Source organism: Comamonas koreensis (assembly GCF_014076495.1).
Lineage (GTDB): Bacteria > Pseudomonadota > Gammaproteobacteria > Burkholderiales > Burkholderiaceae_C > Comamonas > Comamonas squillarum.
In genome coordinates this window covers 1,480,615-1,497,694 of sequence record NZ_CP043575.1, presented here as the reverse complement: position 1 = coordinate 1,497,694, position 17,080 = coordinate 1,480,615, and the positions used below count along the sequence as shown (strand labels likewise).

Here is a 17,080-nt window from a genome sequence, read left to right as displayed (position 1 = left end):
GCCTGGCCGGCCGCGCCAAGCCTTGTCGTACTTTCAGTACTGCCTGCGGCTTCACGCGTCGTTGGGAGCGCCTAGCTTCAACCGCCAACCTTGGGTTGGCTGGGCCGTATTAGCCCCTGGAGAAAGTACCTCTGTTGATTGGGAAGACTGCGCTATATTGGCCCTCAGTTCAGCAACAAGGACGGCCATGGCTGCCACTCTCGAAAACAAGCTGGTGGTCGCGATCTCGTCGCGGGCGCTGTTCAACTTTGAAGAAGAAAACCGGGTTTTCGAGCAGGACAAGGACCAGGCCTATGCCCGGCTGCAGCTGCAGCGGCTGGAGACCCCCGCGCCACCCGGGGTGGCGTTCTCGCTGGTGCGCAAGCTGCTGGCTTTCAACAGCGGCACGGCACAGAAGGTCGAGGTGGTGCTGCTCTCGCGCAATGACCCGGTCAGCGGCATGCGGGTGTTTCGCAGCTGCAAGGCCCATGGGCTCCATTCCATCCAGCGGGGCGTGTTCACCCAGGGGCGCGATCCTTTTCGCTACCTCAAGCCGCTGGGCGCGCATTTGTTCCTCTCGGCCAATGCCACCGATGTGCAGCAGGCGCTGCAGCTGGGCTTTCCGGCCGCACGTGTGCTGACCGAATCGGCCCAGGCGCAGGACGGCAACCCCGATGAAGTGCGCATTGCCTTTGACGGCGATGCCGTGCTGTTCTCGGACGAGGCCGAGCGTGTCTTCCAGGCCCAGGGGCTGGATGCGTTCCAGCGCCATGAGATCGAGCATGCCACCCGTCCGCTGCCCGATGGCCCCTTCAAGCCGCTGCTGGCGGCGCTCCACCGGCTGCAGCAAGATACGCAAAGCCAGATGCGCATCCGCACCGCGCTGGTCACCGCCCGCAGCGCCCCCGCGCATGAGCGCGCCATCCGCACCCTGATGGACTGGAACATCGGCGTTGATGAAACCATGTTCTTGGGCGGCCTGGCCAAGGGCGAATTTCTGCGCGAGTTCGAGCCCGATTTCTTCTTTGACGACCAGACGGGCCATGCCACCAGCGCGGCGGCCCATGTGCCGGCCGGCCATGTCAGCAGCGGCATCTCCAACCTCTGATCCGCTCTAGCCACCGCAGACGCAAAAAAGCCGCTGGCTCCTGATCGAGACAGCGGCTTTGGCGTTCAGGCCTGGGTTTTCAGAGGCTTAGAACTGCTTGATAAAGCCCAGAGAAATTGCACGGCCCTGCAGCGGCGCCGCGTTCTTGATGAACGAGGTGTGGACGTACGCCAGCTTGTTGGTCAGGTTGTCCAGCTTCAGGTAAATCTGCCATGGCGTGCCATCGCTGGAGGTCTGGTGGTAGCTCACGCGCCAGTTCAGCATGCCGTAGCCTGGGGTCTCGGTCTCGTAATCGGCCACCTTGTTCTGGCGCTTGACCAGCTGCCACTGCGCTTCGCTCCTCCAGTTGGCCCATTTGCCGGCCACGCGCAAGCCTACGCGGGCGGGAGCCAGGCGCGGGATCTTGCTGCCGTCTTCGAGCTTGGCATGCACCAGGTCACCGGTGGCGCCCACCGTCCAGTTCGCATTGATGCGGTGCTGGATCTGGCCCTCCAGACCGGTGAAGGTGGCGGTCTGCTGCGCATACTGCAGCAGCTGCAGGCCTTCATGCTCATCGACGGTGCGGCCATAGATGTAATTGTTCACGCGGTTGCGGTAGACATTGACCGAGTAGGTCGTGTCGCCCGCAGTGCGCGCAATGCCGATGTCGATATTGCCCGAGCGCTCCTTGCGCAGGTCGGGGTTGCCCAGCTCATAGGTCGAGGTGGCCATGTGCAGGCCGCGTGCATACAGCTCTTCGGCCGTGGGCAGGCGGCTGGCCGAGGTGACATGGGCGCTCAGGCGGTAACCCGGCATAAAGCGCCAGCTGCCGCCCAGCGACACCGAATTGCCCTTGTGCTTGCGCACCAGGCCGTCGTCGTTGGCGTAGACGCTTTGCCAGTCGTGGCGCAGTGCGGCCTCGACACCAAAGTCACCAAAGCGGCGCTCTTCGAGCAGGTAGACGCCCTGGCTTTGCGTGCGGGTCGGCTGCACATAGGCTTCCTCACCGGTGGCGCTGAAGCGGCGCTGCGCGGCCTCAAAGCCGACCAGACCGGTCCAGCCGGCAATCGGTTCATGCAGCACATCGACACGCATGTCATGCGCGCGGTTCTTGAAGCTGGTGGAGATCTCGCCACCCTCGATCTCGTCGTGGTGGTAGCGCGTCACGCCGCCGCGCACACGGATGGCCGACACGCCGGCAAACGGCTGGCGCCACTCGGAGCGCAGGTCATAGCGCTCGCTGTGCATGTCCACCACCGGCACGCCTTCTTCCTCATGGTCATGGTCGTGGTCATGGTCGTCATCCCCATGGTCATGGCCATCATGGCCGCCGCAGTGCAGGTGCAGGCCGTGGGTGTGGCAGCCTTCAAAGCTGTGGTTGTGGCCGGGCAGGCCGTAGCGTGCCTGGGTGCGGGTGTAGGCCAGGCCCACATAGCCGCTGTCGCCTATCCAGGACAGCCCGATGCTGCCGCCGGCATTGCGCGCGCGGCTGCCATCCACCTTGTTGCCCAGGCCCCAGCCGCTGCCCACGCGGTAGTCATCGGCATTGCGGGCCATGCCCTCCACATGCAGGGCAAAGGGGCCCGAACCAGCCGTCAGCGACAAAGCCGTCGCCGCGTCGTTGGCGCCCGTGCCGGCACGTACTTCGACCTGGCCTTCATAGCCCTTCTCGGGCACCTTGGTGGGGATCTTGTTGTCCAGCACATTGACCACGCCGCCAATCGCACCGGCGCCATAGATCAGTGCCGAGGGGCCGCGCAGCACCTCAATCTGCGTGGCCAGCATGGGCTCACTCACCACGGCATGGTCGGGGCTGATCGTCGAGGCATCCTGGATCACCGCGCCATCGTTCAGCACCTTGACCCGCGCACCATCCATGCCGCGAATCACCGGGCGGCTGGCACCGGCACCAAAGTGCGTGGCCTGGATGCCGGGCTCATTGGCCAGGGTCTCGCCCAGGCTGGCACCGCGTTTTTGCACCAGCTCATCGCCTTGCAGCACCGTCACCGGCGTGGTCATGTCGTCGACCGTCCGGTTGGTGCCGCTGGCCGATACCGTCACCTCGGGCAAGGTGGTGGTGTTTGTGGCCGTTGCCGGCGTGCTGCCCTCGGCGTTTTGCGCCAGCGCGGCGCTGCCCAGCAGCAGGCCGATCACGGCGGCTGCGACCGGGCGCAGATCCCGCGCCTGTGGCTTCAAAATTGCTGTGCGCGCCACCAGCGGCTGCGCCTGTTGTGCATGGAAACCCATGGTCTACCCCTCGAAAAGCACATGCATCCAGCGCATGTGCGCGCGCAGCCCAGCACTGCTGGCTGAACCGGCCCGGCGCAGTGGCGCCGGGCAGCTGCGCGAAAAAACAAGACAGACCGGCCTGCGCTGCCCTGCACCATCAAAGGTCAAGGGCTAAGGGGCCGTGTCACTGGAACGAAGAGGGGGAGAGAGAGGGAGGGCCGCGCGCAAAGAACAGCGCCGGGCTTTGGCGCAGCAAGATGGCCAGCACGGTGGGTGCCGCTTCCTGCGCCGCCGCGAGCAACGGAGCCTGCAGCGCATCGCAGAGCAGGCCAGCTCCCAGCGCCATGTGCGAGAAGCCCTGGCAGTCGGCCTCGGAATGCTTGCCAAACAGGTCATGCGCACCATGGCCGGGGCTGACCACGGTATCGCTGCCGTCACGCTCGCCAGCCGATGCCGTGGCCGCAGCCGTCTGCAGCGCGCGGGCATGGAGGTGGCTGATGTCATGGACCTTGCCCAAGAGCGGCAGGCACAGCTGCGCAAAACACAGCCAGCACAGCAGCGCCATCGCCCAGCCACGCAGCGGCCTCGGCGCATGCGCCGAGACAGACAGGGGGTGGAGAGCGCGCAGGGAAGACACAGGCCGGGCAGACAATCAAACCAGTGGCCGCGCAGACGACGGCCACTATTGCAAATGAATTGCATTATGCCTGTAAATGCCAGGCAAAGCAGCACCGAAAGGGACAAGGCCCGCAAAAAGGCAAGGGCCCGCAATTCCAGGCCCCGCACTGCAGCTTGCGGTAGAGGCTGCTTACAAAAAGCGCTCCAGCAGCTTGCGCGACGCCTTGTCGAGGCGGTTGGTATCGGGCAGGCGGTAGTGCACGCCATCGGCCGAGGTGATCAGCAGGTTCTGGCGGCCATGCAGCTTGCGGATGTCTTCTTCGGCCTTCAAGGTCATGTGGACAGGGCCCCGGTCGGTCTCCAGGGTCCAGATGCTGGGGACTGAGAAGGTCGAGACGCTGACGATGCGCTCGATCAGCGGCTGGAACTCGCGCGCGGCCAGGTCTTCGTTGAGCAGTGCGCGGGCCGCCGGGTCCACCGCGTCCATGTCAGCGATCCACAGCACCTCCTTGCCGTCTTCGCCGACCAGGGAGATGCCCAGCGATGGGGCCGACAGCGGAAAGGCGCGCACCGGGTTGACCTGGTGGGGCCTGCCGTCCTTGTCCAGAACCAGGCGGCCAAAGGGATTGCGGCTGAGCGCCAGCGGAGAGGAAATGGTTGTCATGAAAGGGCTTTCCTGGGCTGCTGATCAGCGGTTGTCATCGGACCCGTCCACATGGGACTTGGGCAGGGGCTGCATGTCATAGGTCACGCCCGCAGCGCGCGCGGTGACCACGCCAGCGGCTTCGGCATCTTCCTCGGCGCGGCGCGCCTGCGCCATGTACAGGCGCCAGTAGGCGCCCTCTTGGGCCATCAGCGTGTCATGCGATCCGACTTCGACAATCTCGCCACGGTCCATCACCACCAGGCGGTCGGCCTTGCGCAGGGTCGACAGGCGGTGGGCAATCGCAATCGTCGTGCGGCCTTGCACCAGGTTGTCCAGCGCACGCTGGATTTCCTTTTCGGTCTCGGTATCCACCGCCGAGGTCGCCTCGTCCAGGATCAGGATGCGCGGGTCGATCAGCAGTGCACGTGCAATCGAGATACGCTGGCGCTCACCGCCGGACAGGCCCTGGCCACGCTCGCCAACCAGCGAGTCATAGCCATGGGGCAGGCGCAGGATGAACTCATGCGCATGGGCGGCGCGCGCTGCGGCGACGATCTCTTCGCGCGTCGCATCGGGCTTGCCGTAGGCAATGTTCTCGGCAATGGTGCCAAAGAACAGGAAGGGCTCCTGCAGCACCAGGCCGATATTGCTGCGGTAGTCAGACACGGCGATGCGGCGCACATCGACGCCATCGAGCTGGATCGAGCCGTCGGTCACGTCGTAGAAGCGGCTGATCAGGTTGACCAGGGTGCTTTTGCCCGAGCCGCTGTGGCCCACCAGGCCAATCATCTCGCCGGGGCGGATCTGCAGGTTCAGGTCCTTGATGACGGTGCGGCTGCCATAGCGGAAACCGACGTTCTCCATCGTGATGGCGCCCTGCACCTTGCCCAGCTTGACCGGGTTGACCGGGTCGGGCACGTTGCTGACATGGTCGAGGATGTCGAAGATGCGCTTGGCGCCGGCAGCGGCCTTTTGCGTGACCGACACAATGCGGCTCATCGAATCGAGACGCGTGTAGAAGCGGCCGATGTAGGCGATAAAGGCGGTCAGCACACCGACAGTGATCGAGCCACCGGCCACCAGGTAGATACCAAAGGCCCAGACGATCAAGAGGCCGATTTCGGTCAGCAAGGTGACCGTGGGGGTGAACAGCGACCAGGTCTTGTTGACGCGGTCATTGGCTTCGAGGTTGACCTGGTTGGCAGCGGCAAAGCGGTCGGCCTCGCGCTGCTCCTGCGCAAAGGCCTTGACGACGCGGATACCGGGAATCGTGTCAGCCAGCACATTGGTCACTTCGGACCAGACGCGGTCGATCTTCTCGAAACCGGTGCGCAGCTTGTCGCGCACCGTGTGGATCATCCAGGCGATAAAGGGCAGCGGCACCAGGGTCACCAGGGCCAGCCAGGGGTTGATCGAGAACAGGATCGCCGAGGTCATCACGATCATCAGCACATCGGTCGCGAAATCCAGCGCGTTGAGCGAGAGAAACAGGTTGATGCGGTCGGTTTCGGCGCCGATACGGGCCATCAGGTCACCGGTGCGTTTGCTGCCGTAAAAATCGAGCGAGAGCTTGAGCAGGTGGTTGTAGGTGGTGGTGCGCAGGTTGGCGCCAATGCGCTCGGAGACGCGTGCCAGCACAAAGGTACGCGCCCAGCCCAGCAGCCAGGCGATCAGTGCCGAGACCAGCAGCGCGCCCAGGTAGAAACGCACGAGGCCGGCATCGATCTTCTCGCCGTTCTGGAACGGGATCAGGATCTTGTCCATCAGCGGAATCGTCAGGTACGGCGCCACCAGCTGGGCAGCCGTGGTGCAGAGCGTCAGGACGAAACCCAACAACAATTGCATTTTGTAGGGTTTGGCAAAGCGCCACAGGCGCAGCAGCACCCAGCTCGAGGTCGGTGCATTCTGCTGGCGGGCGCAGGCCGGGCATTCTTCGCTGTCGGGGGGCAGCACGCTGCCGCAGACCGGGCACAGCGAGCGCTCGTCCTCGGCCACTTGGTAGGCCTCGTTGCGCAGCAAGCGCTCACGTTGGCGCTCGAACTGCTGCATCAGGCCCAGCACCGCCGTCTGGTGGCTCAAGGTGATGCGCCACAGGCCCAGGCGCTGCGCGCTGTCATGGAGCTCCAGGCTGCCTACGCCGCCATGGTCAAAAAAACGCAGACTCAAATCGGGCGATAGCGCCCACTCACTCCACTGTTGGGCATCGGGATCAAAGGCCAGAAGGCGTTCAGAAGTCAGTACCACCTGGCCGCTGCCGAAGCGCAAATCCGAGGTCAGGTCAACGGGAGTGACGGCAAGCACGTTTTCCAGGGTGTTGAGCTTGGCTCGCAATTGGGTTCCTAGCGGACCCGCAAAGAATGCTGACGCGTCCGCGGAATGAAGATGTTGCATATGGCGTTTTTTCTCTCCGCACGGGGCGGTGGCAGTGGTCCGGTGAACAACCGCATATTATTGTGGCGAACGGCGGCATGGGTCGCCCCGCCCTCATCTGTCTTTAACGTCTGACAGCCCCAATAGGCTGACAGCGATTAATCTGCCTCATTTGGGCGCACAATGCTTTCCCATCTACGGCGATTCCCCCCGGAATTGTTACTTATGTTTATCCGTTGATCGATATGGCGAAATTCAATACCATCCAACTCTTGCGCACCACGTTTTTGCGCGGCCCCAGCGTCTGGACTTACCGCCCCGTACTGGAGGTCTGGCTGGACCTTGGAGAGTTGGAGGACTATCCCTCGAACAAGATCCCCGGGCTGAACGAGCGTCTCACCACCTGGCTGCCCGACCTGATCGAGCACACCTGCGGCGTCGGTGAACGCGGCGGTTTCATCCAGCGCCTCGAAGGCGGCACCTGGATGGGCCATGTGATGGAGCACGTGATCATCGAGCTGCTCAACCTGGCGGGCATGCCGGCCGAATTTGGCCAGACGCGCGAGATCTCCAAGCGCGGCGTCTACCGCATGGTGTTCCGCTGCCCCGAAGAGGCCGTGGCCCGCGTCGCGCTGGAGCATGGCCACCAGCTGCTGATGGCCGCGATCAACGACGAGCCCTACGACATCAAGCCGGCGGTCCATGCGATCAAGACGGCGATCAATGACCGCTACCTCGGCCCCTCGACCGGCTGCATCGTCGATGCCGCCAGCGAGCGCCGCATTCCCCATATCCGCCTCAACGATGGCAACCTGGTGCAGCTGGGCTATGGCGCTGCGCAGCGCCGTATCTGGACGGCCGAGTCAGACCAGACCAGCGCGATTGCCGAAGGCATAGCCCAGGACAAGGATTTCACCAAGCGCCTGCTGACCGCCTGCGGCGTGCCGGTGCCCGAAGGCCAGATCGTGGCCACCGCCGAAGAAGCCTGGGAAGTGGCCCAGGAAATCGGCTTCCCCGTCACCGTCAAGCCGTCTGACGGCAATCATGCCCGGGGCGTGACCCTGGAGCTGTCGCAAGAGGCCGATATCAAGGCCGCGTTTGCGCTGGCCCAGCCCGAAGGCTCGGACGTCATCGTCGAGAAGTTCATTGACGGCGTCGAGCACCGCCTGCTGGTGGTGGGCGACAAGGTGGTCGCGGCCACCAAGGGTGAGACCGTCAGCGTCTACGGCAATGGCAAGGCCACCTTGCGCGAGCTGGTGGCTGTGCTCAACGAAGACCCCCGCCGAGGCCCCGAGCAGGAGTACCCGCTCGACTGGATCAAGCTCGAAGCCGGCGCCGTCAAGCTCGAACTCAACCGCCAGCATGTCACGCCCGATTCGGTCATTCCGCAAGGCCAGGGCGTGCTGCTGCAACGCAATGGCAACATGGCCATCGACTGCCTTGATGACGTGCACCCGGATGTGGCCTACTACGCGGTGCTGGCGGCCAAGATCGTCGGCCTGGACATCGCCGGCATGGACATGATCCTGAAGGACGTCTCCCAGCCGATGCAAGGCCAGGGCGCGATTCTCGAAGTCAACGCTGGCCCGGGCCTGTTGATGCACCTCAAGCCCACCAGCGGCGCGCCGCGCCCGGTCGGCATGGCCATTGCCGACCACCTCTTCCCGCGCGAAGAAGGTGCCGGCGCGGGCCGTATCCCGATCGTCGGCATTGTCGGCACGCAGAACAATGCGTTCATCGCGCGCCTCGTAGGCTGGCTGCTGCAGCTGTCGGGCAAGCTCACCGGCGTGGCCAGCGACGAGGGCATGTTCCTGTCCAACCGCCAGACCCAGAAGACCAATACCGCCAACTGGGCCGGCGCCCATCGCCTGCTGACCAACCGCCTGGCGCAGGCTGCGGTGATCCAGACGACGGCCCGTTCCATCCTGGAAGAAGGCCTGGCCTACGACCGCTGCCTGGTCGGTGTGGTGACCGATATGCAAGGCTTTGAGAGCCTGGCGGACCACGATGTGCTCGAAGCCGGCCAGATGCGCCGCGTGATGCGCACCCAGATCGATGTGGTGCTGAGCGATGGCGCCGGCGTGCTCAATGCCGACCTGCCCGAAGTGGCCGATCTGGCCGAGCTGTGCGACGGCGAAGTGGTGCTGTACACCACCGATGCGAACAACGAAGCCGTGGCCACCCACCGCGCCAACACCGAAGCCCAGCACGAAGGCGGCCGCGCCGTTCTCATCAAGGGCAACAATGTGGTGCTGGCCACCGGCGCGCAAGAGCGCGTGCTGGGAACCCTCGATGCGCTGAGCCTGCCGGGTGGCAAGAAGCCCGACACCTCGGCCCTGCTTGCCGCCATCGCCACGGCCTGGGCGCTGGATATCACCCCCGATCTGATCGGCGCCGGTATCAAGACCTTCGAGTACAACGCCTGATACGCCGGACACGGCTCTCCACGACGACAAGCATGCACGGCCCGCTGATTCAGCGGGCCCTCCATCTGAAAGAAACACTATGCAGCTCTCCCGCACCCGTGCCTTGCGTGGCCCCAACCTCTGGACCCGCAGCACCGCCATCGAGACCATCGTGCGCTGTGAAGACAGCGAACAGCGCTACAGCACCATCCCTGGTTTTGAAGAAAAACTGCGTGCGCGCTTCCCCAATATCGCCCCGCTTCAGCCCCATGGCGCCGACCAGGCGCTGTCGCTCGCGCATGTGCTCGAAATCGCCGCGCTGTCGCTGCAGGCGCAGGCCGGCTGCCCGGTCACCTTCAGCCGCACCCATGTAACCACTGAGCCCGGCACCTACCAGGTTGTCGTCGAATACACCGAAGAAGCGGTGGGCAAGCTGGCGATGGAAAAGGCCGAAGCGCTGATCCAGGCCACCTTGAACGACAGCCCCTTCGATGCCGACGCCGCCATTGCGGCGCTGCGCGAGTTGGATGAAGACGAGCGCATCGGTCCCTCGACCGGCGCCATCGTCGATGCCGCTGTCGCTCGGGGCATCCCGTTTCGCCGTTTGACCAGCGGCTCGCTGGTGCAGCTGGGCTGGGGCTCCAAGGCGCGCCGCTTCCAGGCGGCCGAGATCGACTCGACCAGCGCCGTGGCCGAATCCATTGCGCAGGACAAGGACCTGACCAAGCGCCTGCTGCATGCCGCCGGCGTGCCCGTGCCCATGGGCCGCCCCGTGGCCGATGTGGAAGAGGCCTGGCGAGTGGCGCTGGAAGTGGGCCTGCCCGTCGTGGTCAAGCCCCAGGACGGCAACCAGGGCAAGGGCGTGGTGGTCAACATCACCACCCGCGAAGGCCTGGAAGCGGCCTACAAGACGGCCAGCGAATTTGGCGACGAGATCATGGTCGAGCGCTTTTTGCCCGGCCACGACTTCCGCCTGCTGGTGGTGGGCGGCCAACTGGTCGCCGCGGCCCGCCGCGAGCCGCCCCAGGTGCTGGGCGACGGCCAGCACACCATCCGCGAGCTGGTGAACCTGGTCAACCAGGACCCGCGCCGGGGCACCGGCCACGGCACGGCGCTCACCAAGATCCGCCTCGATGACATCGCCATCGCCCGCATTGCCAGCGAAGGCATGACCCCCGACAGCGTGCCCGGCCAGGGCCAGCGCGTGGTGCTGCGCAACAATGCCAACCTGTCCACTGGCGGCAGCGCCACCGATGTGACCGATGACGTGCACCCCGAAATTGCCGCCCGCGCGATCGAAGCGGCCCAGACCATTGGCCTGCACATCTGCGGCGTGGACGTGGTTTGCGAGACCATGCTCAAGCCGCTCGAAGAGCAAAGTGGCGGCATTGTCGAAGTCAACGCCGCCCCTGGCCTGCGCATGCACCTGGCGCCTTCGTTCGGCAAGCCGCGCCATGTCGGCGTGCCGATGGTTGACGAGATGTTCAGCGCCGGCAACGACGGCCGCATCCCGCTCGTCGCCGTGACCGGCACCAATGGCAAGACCACGACCACCCGCGTCATCGCCCATCTGTTCACCTCGCACGGCTGGCGCACCGCGATGACCAACACCGATGGCGTCTACGTCAACGGCCGCCAGATCGACAGCGGCGACTGCTCGGGCCCGCGCAGCGCGCGCAACGCCCTGGCCCACCCCGAGACCGATGCGGCCGTGCTCGAATGCGCACGCGGCGGCATTCTGCGCGAAGGCCTGGGTTTTGACCGCTGCCAGGTGGCCGTGGTCACCAACGTCGGCGAAGGCGACCACCTGGGTCTGAACTTCATCACCACCAAGGAAGATGTGGGGGTCTTGAAGCGCGTGATCGTGCAGAACGTCGCCCCCACTGGCTACGCCGTGCTCAACGCCGCCGACCCGCTGGTCGCCGCGATGGCCCATGTCTGCCCCGGCAAGGTGATCTTCTTTGCCGCTGACCGTCACCACCCCGTGATGGCCACGCACCGCGCCCAAGGCAGCCGCGTGGTGTATGTCGATGGCGACAGCATCGTGGCCGCCGAAGGCTCCTGGCGCGAGTCGATCCCGCTGCGCGAGATCCCGATCACCCGCAATGGCGCGATCACCTTCCAGGTCGAGAACGTCATGGCCTCGATTGGCGCCGCCTGGGCCGCCGGCCTGCCCTGGCAGACCATCCGCCGAGGCCTCGCCGGCTTTGTCAATGACAGCGACAACGCCCCGGGCCGCTTCAATGTGATGGACTACCGCGGTGCGACGATCATTGCCGACTATGGCCACAACCCGGATGCCATCCGCGCGCTGATCCAGGCCGTGGAAGCCATGCCCGCCAACAAGCGCAGCGTGGTCATCAGCGGCGCCGGCGACCGCCGCGACGAAGACATCCGCGTGCAGACCGAGATGCTGGGCGAGGCCTTTGACGATGTGATCCTCTACCAGGATGCCGCCCAGCGCGGCCGCGCCGACGGCGAAGTCATCGCGCTGCTGCGCCAGGGCCTGCAAGGCGCCAGCCGCACCAGCTACGTGACCGATATCCACGGCGAGTTCATCGCCATCGACCACGCGCTCGCACGCCTGCAACCGGGCGACCTCTGCCTGGTGCTGGTCGACCAGGTCGAAGAAGCGCTCGAGCACCTGCAGCGCCACGTGGCCCAAGCCGCCGCTCAGGCCTGATCCGGACCCCGCATGCACCGGCCAGCGCGCCGGTGCAGCCCTCTCTTCTTTTTCGGACGCCCTCCATGCTGATCACCTCTTCCTGGCGCCGCACCCTCGCCGCCGCAGGCTGCCTGGCCGCCACCGCCGCCTGGGCCCAACCGGACACCATCGGCTCGGTGGACACGGTGTTCAAGTTCATCGGCCCCGACCACAAGATCGTTGTCGAGGCCTATGACGACCCTTTGGTCAAGGGCGTGACCTGCTATGTCTCCCGCGCCCGCACGGGCGGCGTCAAGGGCGCACTGGGCCTGGCAGAAGACCGCTCCGAAGCCTCGATTGCCTGTGTGCAGGCCGGGCCGATCAGTATCGACAAGCCTTTGAAGCAGCAGGAGGAGGTGTTCAGCGAGCGCACTTCGCTGCTGTTCAAGCGGTTGCGGGTGGTGCGCATGGTGGATGCGGCGCGCAATACCTTGGTGTACATGACGTATTCGGACAAGGTCATTGAGGGCTCGCCGCAGAACAGTGTGACGGCGGTGGCGGTGCCTGCTTCTACGGTTATTCCGGTCAAGTGACCGGTACCTGCTCTGCGCTTATTTAATTTTCAGTTTTACTAGTGGCGCAGAGCTGCTAGCTCTTTGTTAACAGCGCCTAATCGTGGGCGCTGTTTGCTACTGGCGTAGGGCTGCTGGCCGGATTTCGCCCGGCGGGCGAGGTACTTTTCTTGGCGACCAAGAAAAGTACCCAAAAGAAGGTCGCCCCTGCTGCTTGCGACCCTTCGCTTTGCGAAGGGCAACCTGTGTCGTGGCGTTTGCGGGGTGTGCCGCGAAACTCACTACGCGCCGTAGGCGCTCCGTTCGAACAGACGCGGCAAGCTAGTTGACGAAGCGCTGGCACTCTTCGGTGCCAGCGCCACCCCGCAAACACCACGCCCCAGGCGCATGCAAAAGGGGAATGCGAACACCCCAACAGCCAAATACCAATGGGCCATCGCTACGCTCGGCCCCCAAACAGGCCGAGCGCAGCGATGGCCTGAAGGCTGTTGGCTGTCCATCACCCCTTTTGCCAGCGCCGAGGAGACCAGAGCATGGGGTGGTTTGGCTGCCGAAGAGCAGCCAAACTTCGTGAACTGACTTGCGGCCGCTGTTTGAACGGAGCGCCTTGGCGCGTAGTGAGTTCGGCCGCACACCCCATGCTCTGGTCCCCGCAGGTTGCCCCCAAAGATTCGCTACGCGAAGCTTTGGGGGTCGCTGGCAGCAGGGGCAGCCTTCTTTTGGGTACTTTTCTTGGCTGAGCAAGAAAAGTACCTCGCCCGCCGGGGCGAGACCCGGCCAGCTGCCCTACGCCAGTAGTAACCAGAGCCAATAAACAAGCGCTGCCGAAAAACAAAAAATCAAGCCTGCCGCTCAAGAGGCTCAACCAACCCTTGCCACAACAGACTGGCATCCGCCAACCCAGCCACCCGACCAATCACCATCATGCAAGGACTCCCCAACCCACTCCCCTGCAAACAACTCACCAAACAAGACAAGGACGTCAACACCGCCCGCTGACTCGGCAAACTGGCGTTCTGCACCAAGGCCACCGGCGTATCCCGCGCCAGGCCACCGGCCAGCAAGCCCGCTTCGATCAAAGGAGCTGCCGCCACCCCCATGTACACCACCAAGCTAAGAGACATCGCCTCTGCCGTCGCCCCCAGCTGCCGCCAATCCAGAGGCGCGCCACCGGGCTTGGCATGGCCGGTCACAAAGACCACGCCGTGGGCATAGTCGCGGTGGGTCAGCGGCACACCCAGGCTGGTGGCGGCAGCCAGGCCCGAGGTGATGCCGTTGATGACTTCCACCTGCACCCCCTGGGCCTGCAGGTGCGCGACCTCCTCACCGCCCCGGCCAAAGATAAAGGGGTCGCCCCCTTTGAGGCGCACCACCGTCTCGCCCTGGCGGGCGGCCATCACCATCAGCTTTTCGATAAAAGCCTGCGAGGTGCTGGCCCGGCCGCCGCGCTTGCCCACATAGATGGTGCGGGTGGCAGCCGGTGCCAGCGCCACGATGTCGGCGGAGACCAGGTCATCCACCAGCAGCAAGGTGGCCGCCTGGATCGCGCGCCAGGCGCGCAGCGTCAGCAGCTCGGGGTCGCCGGGGCCGGCTCCTACCAGGTAGCAGCGGCCGGCGACAAAGGGAGTGGTGGCAATGGCATGCATGGCAAGACCTTTCAAGAGCATCAAACAGAAGGCGCCAATGCGGCTGGGGCCACGCGCTGCACCAGCTGCTTGAGTTGGGGAATGCAGGAGCCGCAGCGTGTGCCGCAGCCCAGCGTGTTTTTGAGCTGCAGCAGGCGCTGCTCCGGCGCGCCATCCATCGTGGCCAGGGCCTCGCCAATGGCGGCCTCGTCCACATTCATGCAGGCGCAGACCTGGCGCGCACGGGTCGGCAAAGCAGCTGGCGCCTGGCTGCCCGAGGCCAACAGCAGGCGGCCAAAGCTGCGCGTGGGTTGCTCATCGCGCAGCACCGGCGCCAGCCACTGGCCGGCACTGGCATCGCCGCAGAGCAAAAAGGCCTGCAGCACCGGCTCGCCCGCCTGCTCGCCCATGGCGATGGCGCGGCTGCACTGGCGCTGCGCATCAGCATAGCGCAGGGTCTGCGGGCCATCGAGCTGCAGCAGCTGCTGCAAACGCGCCAGCAAGGCCGCCGGCGGCGCCTGGCGCGCAGCAGCGCGGAACTGCACGCCATTGCGCCCCTGACCGGCAGCGCCATCGAGCGGCACGGCCCGGCCAAACAGCACGCTGCTGGCAAAGTCAAACTCGCCCATCAAGGCCGCCAGCGCCTGGCGCGTGGCCAGCACCTGGCGGTCATCGAGCCAGGCCATGCCCAGGCACTGCCAGGGCAGCTCGGCTTTTTCCAGCTGCACCGCCACATGCTTCAACTCGGGCTGCTTGGAGCGCGGGCAGCGCTCGGGTGTGGTCAGTGCATTCACCCCTGCCAGGCGCTGGCCGTCCACCGTGCTGCCGCTCAGGTGCATGCTGCCCCAGTGCATCGGCAGATTCAGCTGCGCGGGCTGCAGGCCGGCATCGGCTTGCACCGGCACCACCAGGCTGCCGTAGCGGCTGTGCAGCTGCACCAGGTCGCCGTCATGCAGCTGCAGCCGGCACATGTCCTGCGGGTGGGCCTGCACGCTGGGCTCGCTGGCCTGAGCAAACAGGCGGCCGAGCTGACCGGTGCGGCTCATGCCATGCCACTGGTCACGCAGCCGGCTCGTGTTGAGGCTGAAGGGGAACTGCGCATCGCGCGGCACCGCCACCGGCTTCCAGGGCTGGGCATCAAAGCGCGCGCGGCCATCGCCGGTGGCAAACCGGCCATCGCTGTAGAGGCGCTGGCGCCCTTGGGCCGCGCCGCTGGGCAGCGGCCACTGCTGCGGGCCTTGCGCTTCCAGCAGCGCCCAGCTCAGGCCCGTGATGTCCAGGTCGCGCCCGCGCGTGCTGTCGCGGTGCTCCATCCAGATGGCTTCGCAGCCGCGCTCGGCCTGCTCGGTGTCATAGGCAAACAGGCTGGGGCGGCCAGGGCGCAGATGGCGCTCGAGCCGCTGGGCAAGCTGCACGCCAATCTGCCAGTCATGGCGCGCCTGGCCGGGCGCGGCCACCGCAGCGCGCACCCGCGATATGCGGCGATCGCTGTTGGTGACCGTGCCCAGTTTCTCGCCCCAGGTGGTGGCGGGCAGCAGCCAGTCGGCGTAGGCCGTCGTCTCGGTCTGGGCAAAGGCCTCCTGCACCACCACCAGCTCGGCCCGCTCCAGCGCACGGCGCACCATGGCCTGCTCGGGCAGGCTTTGCGCCGGGTTGGTGCAGGCAATCCACAAGGCCTTGATCTGGCCATCGGCTGCGGCCTCGAACATTTCCAGCGCCGATTTGCCTGGCAGCGCCGGCACCGCATCCACGCCCCAGTGCTGGGCCACCTCGGCCCGGTGCTGCGGGTTGGCCATGTCGCGGTGGGCGCTGAGCAGGTTGGACAGGCCGCCCACCTCGCGCCCGCCCATCGCATTGGGCTGGCCGGTCAAGGACAAGGGGCCGGCGCCGGGCTTGCCGATCTGGCCGGTGGCCAGGTGCAGGTTGATCAGCGCCGCATTGTTGGCCGTGCCGCTGCTGCTTTGGTTGAGCCCCTGGCAGTACAGGCTGAGCGTGGGCTGGCGCTCGCTATTGCTGCCCGGCGCATCGGCCCCGCCCCAGGCCAACCATTGGGCGGCCAGGTAGAGATCTGCCAGCGCCAGGCCGCAGACCTGGGCCACGCGTTCCGGCGTCGCTTCGCGCACGATCGCATGCAGCTGCGCAAAGCCGCTGGTGTGCGCATCGACAAAGGCCGCATCGGCCCAGCCCTGGGCCAGCATGATGTGCAAGAGGCCGTGGCAGAGCATCACATCGGTGCCCGGCTGCAAGGCCAGGTGCAGATCGGCCAGCTCGGCGGTCTCGGTGCGGCGCGGGTCAACAACGATGATCTTGCGCTCGGGATGGCGCGCCTTGGCCTCTTCCACGCGCCGGAACAGGATCGGGTGCGCCCAGGCCATATTGCTGCCGCTGATGAACAGGCAGCCGGCCAGGTCGATGTCTTCGTAGCAGGCCGGTGGCGCATCCGCGCCCAGGGTGGCCTTGTAGCCGGCCACCGCACTGCTCATGCACAGGCGCGAGTTGGTGTCCAGGTTGTTGGTGCCCAGCAAGCCTTTGACCAGCTTGTTGAACACATAGTAGTCCTCGGTCAGCAACTGGCCGCTCAGGTAAAAGCCCAGCGCATCGGGGCCATGGTCGGCGCGGATCTGCAGCAGCTGGGCAGCCAGGCTGTCCAGCGCCGTGTCCCAGCTGCGGGCCTCGGGTGCGGCGCCGCGCTGCAGGCGCTGCATCGGCTGCAGCAAGCGGCTTTGCCGCGCCAGCGCGGGCGCTGCCGTCAGGTGCAGGCTGCTGCCCTTGGTGCAGAGCTTGCCCAGGTTGGCAGGGTGCGCCGGGTCGCCGCGCACGGCGGTGATCTGCTGGCCGTCGGACGTGATGATCACGCCGCAGCCCACGCCGCAATAGGGACAGGTCGATCGGGTCTCTTGCATGG

General features: G+C 65.8%; 10 protein-coding genes. 4 read left to right on the top strand and 6 right to left on the bottom strand.

Features of this window, described 5'->3' with window-relative positions; genetic code table 11:
• Positions 1 to 187: 187 nt before the first annotated feature.
• A complete protein-coding gene (locus tag F0Q04_RS06725; protein WP_116924543.1) occupies positions 188 to 1,087 on the top strand; it encodes a 5'-nucleotidase in 900 nt (299 codons plus the stop codon).
• 87 nt (positions 1,088 to 1,174) lie between these two features.
• Here F0Q04_RS06725 and F0Q04_RS06720 read toward each other — a convergent pair whose 3' ends face one another.
• The 4 genes from F0Q04_RS06720 to F0Q04_RS06705 all read right to left on the bottom strand — a co-directional run bounded on the left by F0Q04_RS06720 (position 1,175) and on the right by F0Q04_RS06705 (position 6,950).
• Entirely contained in the window at positions 1,175 to 3,313 is a 2,139-nt protein-coding gene (locus F0Q04_RS06720) for a TonB-dependent receptor domain-containing protein (protein ID WP_116924542.1), read from the bottom strand.
• A 166-nt stretch (positions 3,314 to 3,479) separates the two neighbouring features.
• Positions 3,480 to 3,932 carry a hypothetical protein gene (locus F0Q04_RS06715; RefSeq protein WP_133248055.1) on the bottom strand — a complete coding sequence of 151 codons (453 nt, stop codon included), beginning with the start codon at positions 3,930 to 3,932 and terminating at the stop codon, positions 3,480 to 3,482.
• Between the two features lie 171 nt (positions 3,933 to 4,103).
• Positions 4,104 to 4,577 carry a DUF1854 domain-containing protein gene (locus F0Q04_RS06710; RefSeq protein WP_182345009.1) on the bottom strand — a complete coding sequence of 158 codons (474 nt, stop codon included), beginning with the start codon at positions 4,575 to 4,577 and terminating at the stop codon, positions 4,104 to 4,106.
• 24 nt (positions 4,578 to 4,601) lie between these two features.
• Positions 4,602 to 6,950 carry an ABC transporter ATP-binding protein gene (locus F0Q04_RS06705; RefSeq protein ID WP_182345008.1) on the bottom strand — a complete coding sequence of 783 codons (2,349 nt, stop codon included), beginning with the start codon at positions 6,948 to 6,950 and terminating at the stop codon, positions 4,602 to 4,604.
• A gap of 224 nt (positions 6,951 to 7,174) precedes the next feature.
• On the opposite strand from F0Q04_RS06705, the gene cphA (F0Q04_RS06700) reads away from it, so the two are divergent.
• The 3 genes from cphA (F0Q04_RS06700) to F0Q04_RS06690 all read left to right on the top strand — a co-directional run bounded on the left by cphA (F0Q04_RS06700) (position 7,175) and on the right by F0Q04_RS06690 (position 12,571).
• Entirely contained in the window at positions 7,175 to 9,355 is a 2,181-nt protein-coding gene (gene cphA / locus F0Q04_RS06700) for a cyanophycin synthetase (RefSeq protein ID WP_182345007.1), read from the top strand.
• Between the two features lie 79 nt (positions 9,356 to 9,434).
• Positions 9,435 to 12,017 (top strand): cyanophycin synthetase, encoded by a 2,583-nt coding sequence (cphA, locus tag F0Q04_RS06695; RefSeq protein WP_116924538.1) that lies wholly within the window; start codon positions 9,435 to 9,437, stop codon positions 12,015 to 12,017.
• 65 nt (positions 12,018 to 12,082) lie between these two features.
• On the top strand, positions 12,083 to 12,571 hold the full coding sequence (locus tag F0Q04_RS06690) for a CreA family protein (RefSeq protein WP_021025503.1): 489 nt from the start codon (positions 12,083 to 12,085) through the stop codon (positions 12,569 to 12,571).
• An 818-nt stretch (positions 12,572 to 13,389) separates the two neighbouring features.
• On the opposite strand, the gene cobA is transcribed toward F0Q04_RS06690, so the two are convergent.
• Both cobA and F0Q04_RS06680 read right to left on the bottom strand, forming a co-directional pair.
• Positions 13,390 to 14,196 (bottom strand): uroporphyrinogen-III C-methyltransferase, encoded by an 807-nt coding sequence (cobA, locus tag F0Q04_RS06685; protein ID WP_116924537.1) that lies wholly within the window; start codon positions 14,194 to 14,196, stop codon positions 13,390 to 13,392.
• Between the two features lie 20 nt (positions 14,197 to 14,216).
• The gene (locus F0Q04_RS06680; protein WP_182345006.1) at positions 14,217 to 17,078 is read right to left on the bottom strand and encodes a nitrate reductase; all 2,862 of its coding nucleotides are present in this window, start codon (positions 17,076 to 17,078) and stop codon (positions 14,217 to 14,219) included.
• Between the last annotated feature and the right edge of the window lie 2 nt (positions 17,079 to 17,080).

Coding starts and splice junctions, on each gene's coding strand:
- F0Q04_RS06725 (WP_116924543.1), top strand. CDS start 188: ATGGCTGCCACTCTCGAAAACAAGCTGGTGGTCGCGATCTCGTCGCGG.
- F0Q04_RS06720 (WP_116924542.1), bottom strand. CDS start 3,313: ATGGGTTTCCATGCACAACAGGCGCAGCCGCTGGTGGCGCGCACAGCA.
- F0Q04_RS06710 (WP_182345009.1), bottom strand. CDS start 4,577: ATGACAACCATTTCCTCTCCGCTGGCGCTCAGCCGCAATCCCTTTGGC.
- F0Q04_RS06705 (WP_182345008.1), bottom strand. CDS start 6,950: ATGCAACATCTTCATTCCGCGGACGCGTCAGCATTCTTTGCGGGTCCG.
- cphA (WP_182345007.1), top strand. CDS start 7,175: ATGGCGAAATTCAATACCATCCAACTCTTGCGCACCACGTTTTTGCGC.
- cphA (WP_116924538.1), top strand. CDS start 9,435: ATGCAGCTCTCCCGCACCCGTGCCTTGCGTGGCCCCAACCTCTGGACC.
- F0Q04_RS06690 (WP_021025503.1), top strand. CDS start 12,083: ATGCTGATCACCTCTTCCTGGCGCCGCACCCTCGCCGCCGCAGGCTGC.
- cobA (WP_116924537.1), bottom strand. CDS start 14,196: ATGCATGCCATTGCCACCACTCCCTTTGTCGCCGGCCGCTGCTACCTG.
- F0Q04_RS06680 (WP_182345006.1), bottom strand. CDS start 17,078: ATGCAAGAGACCCGATCGACCTGTCCCTATTGCGGCGTGGGCTGCGGC.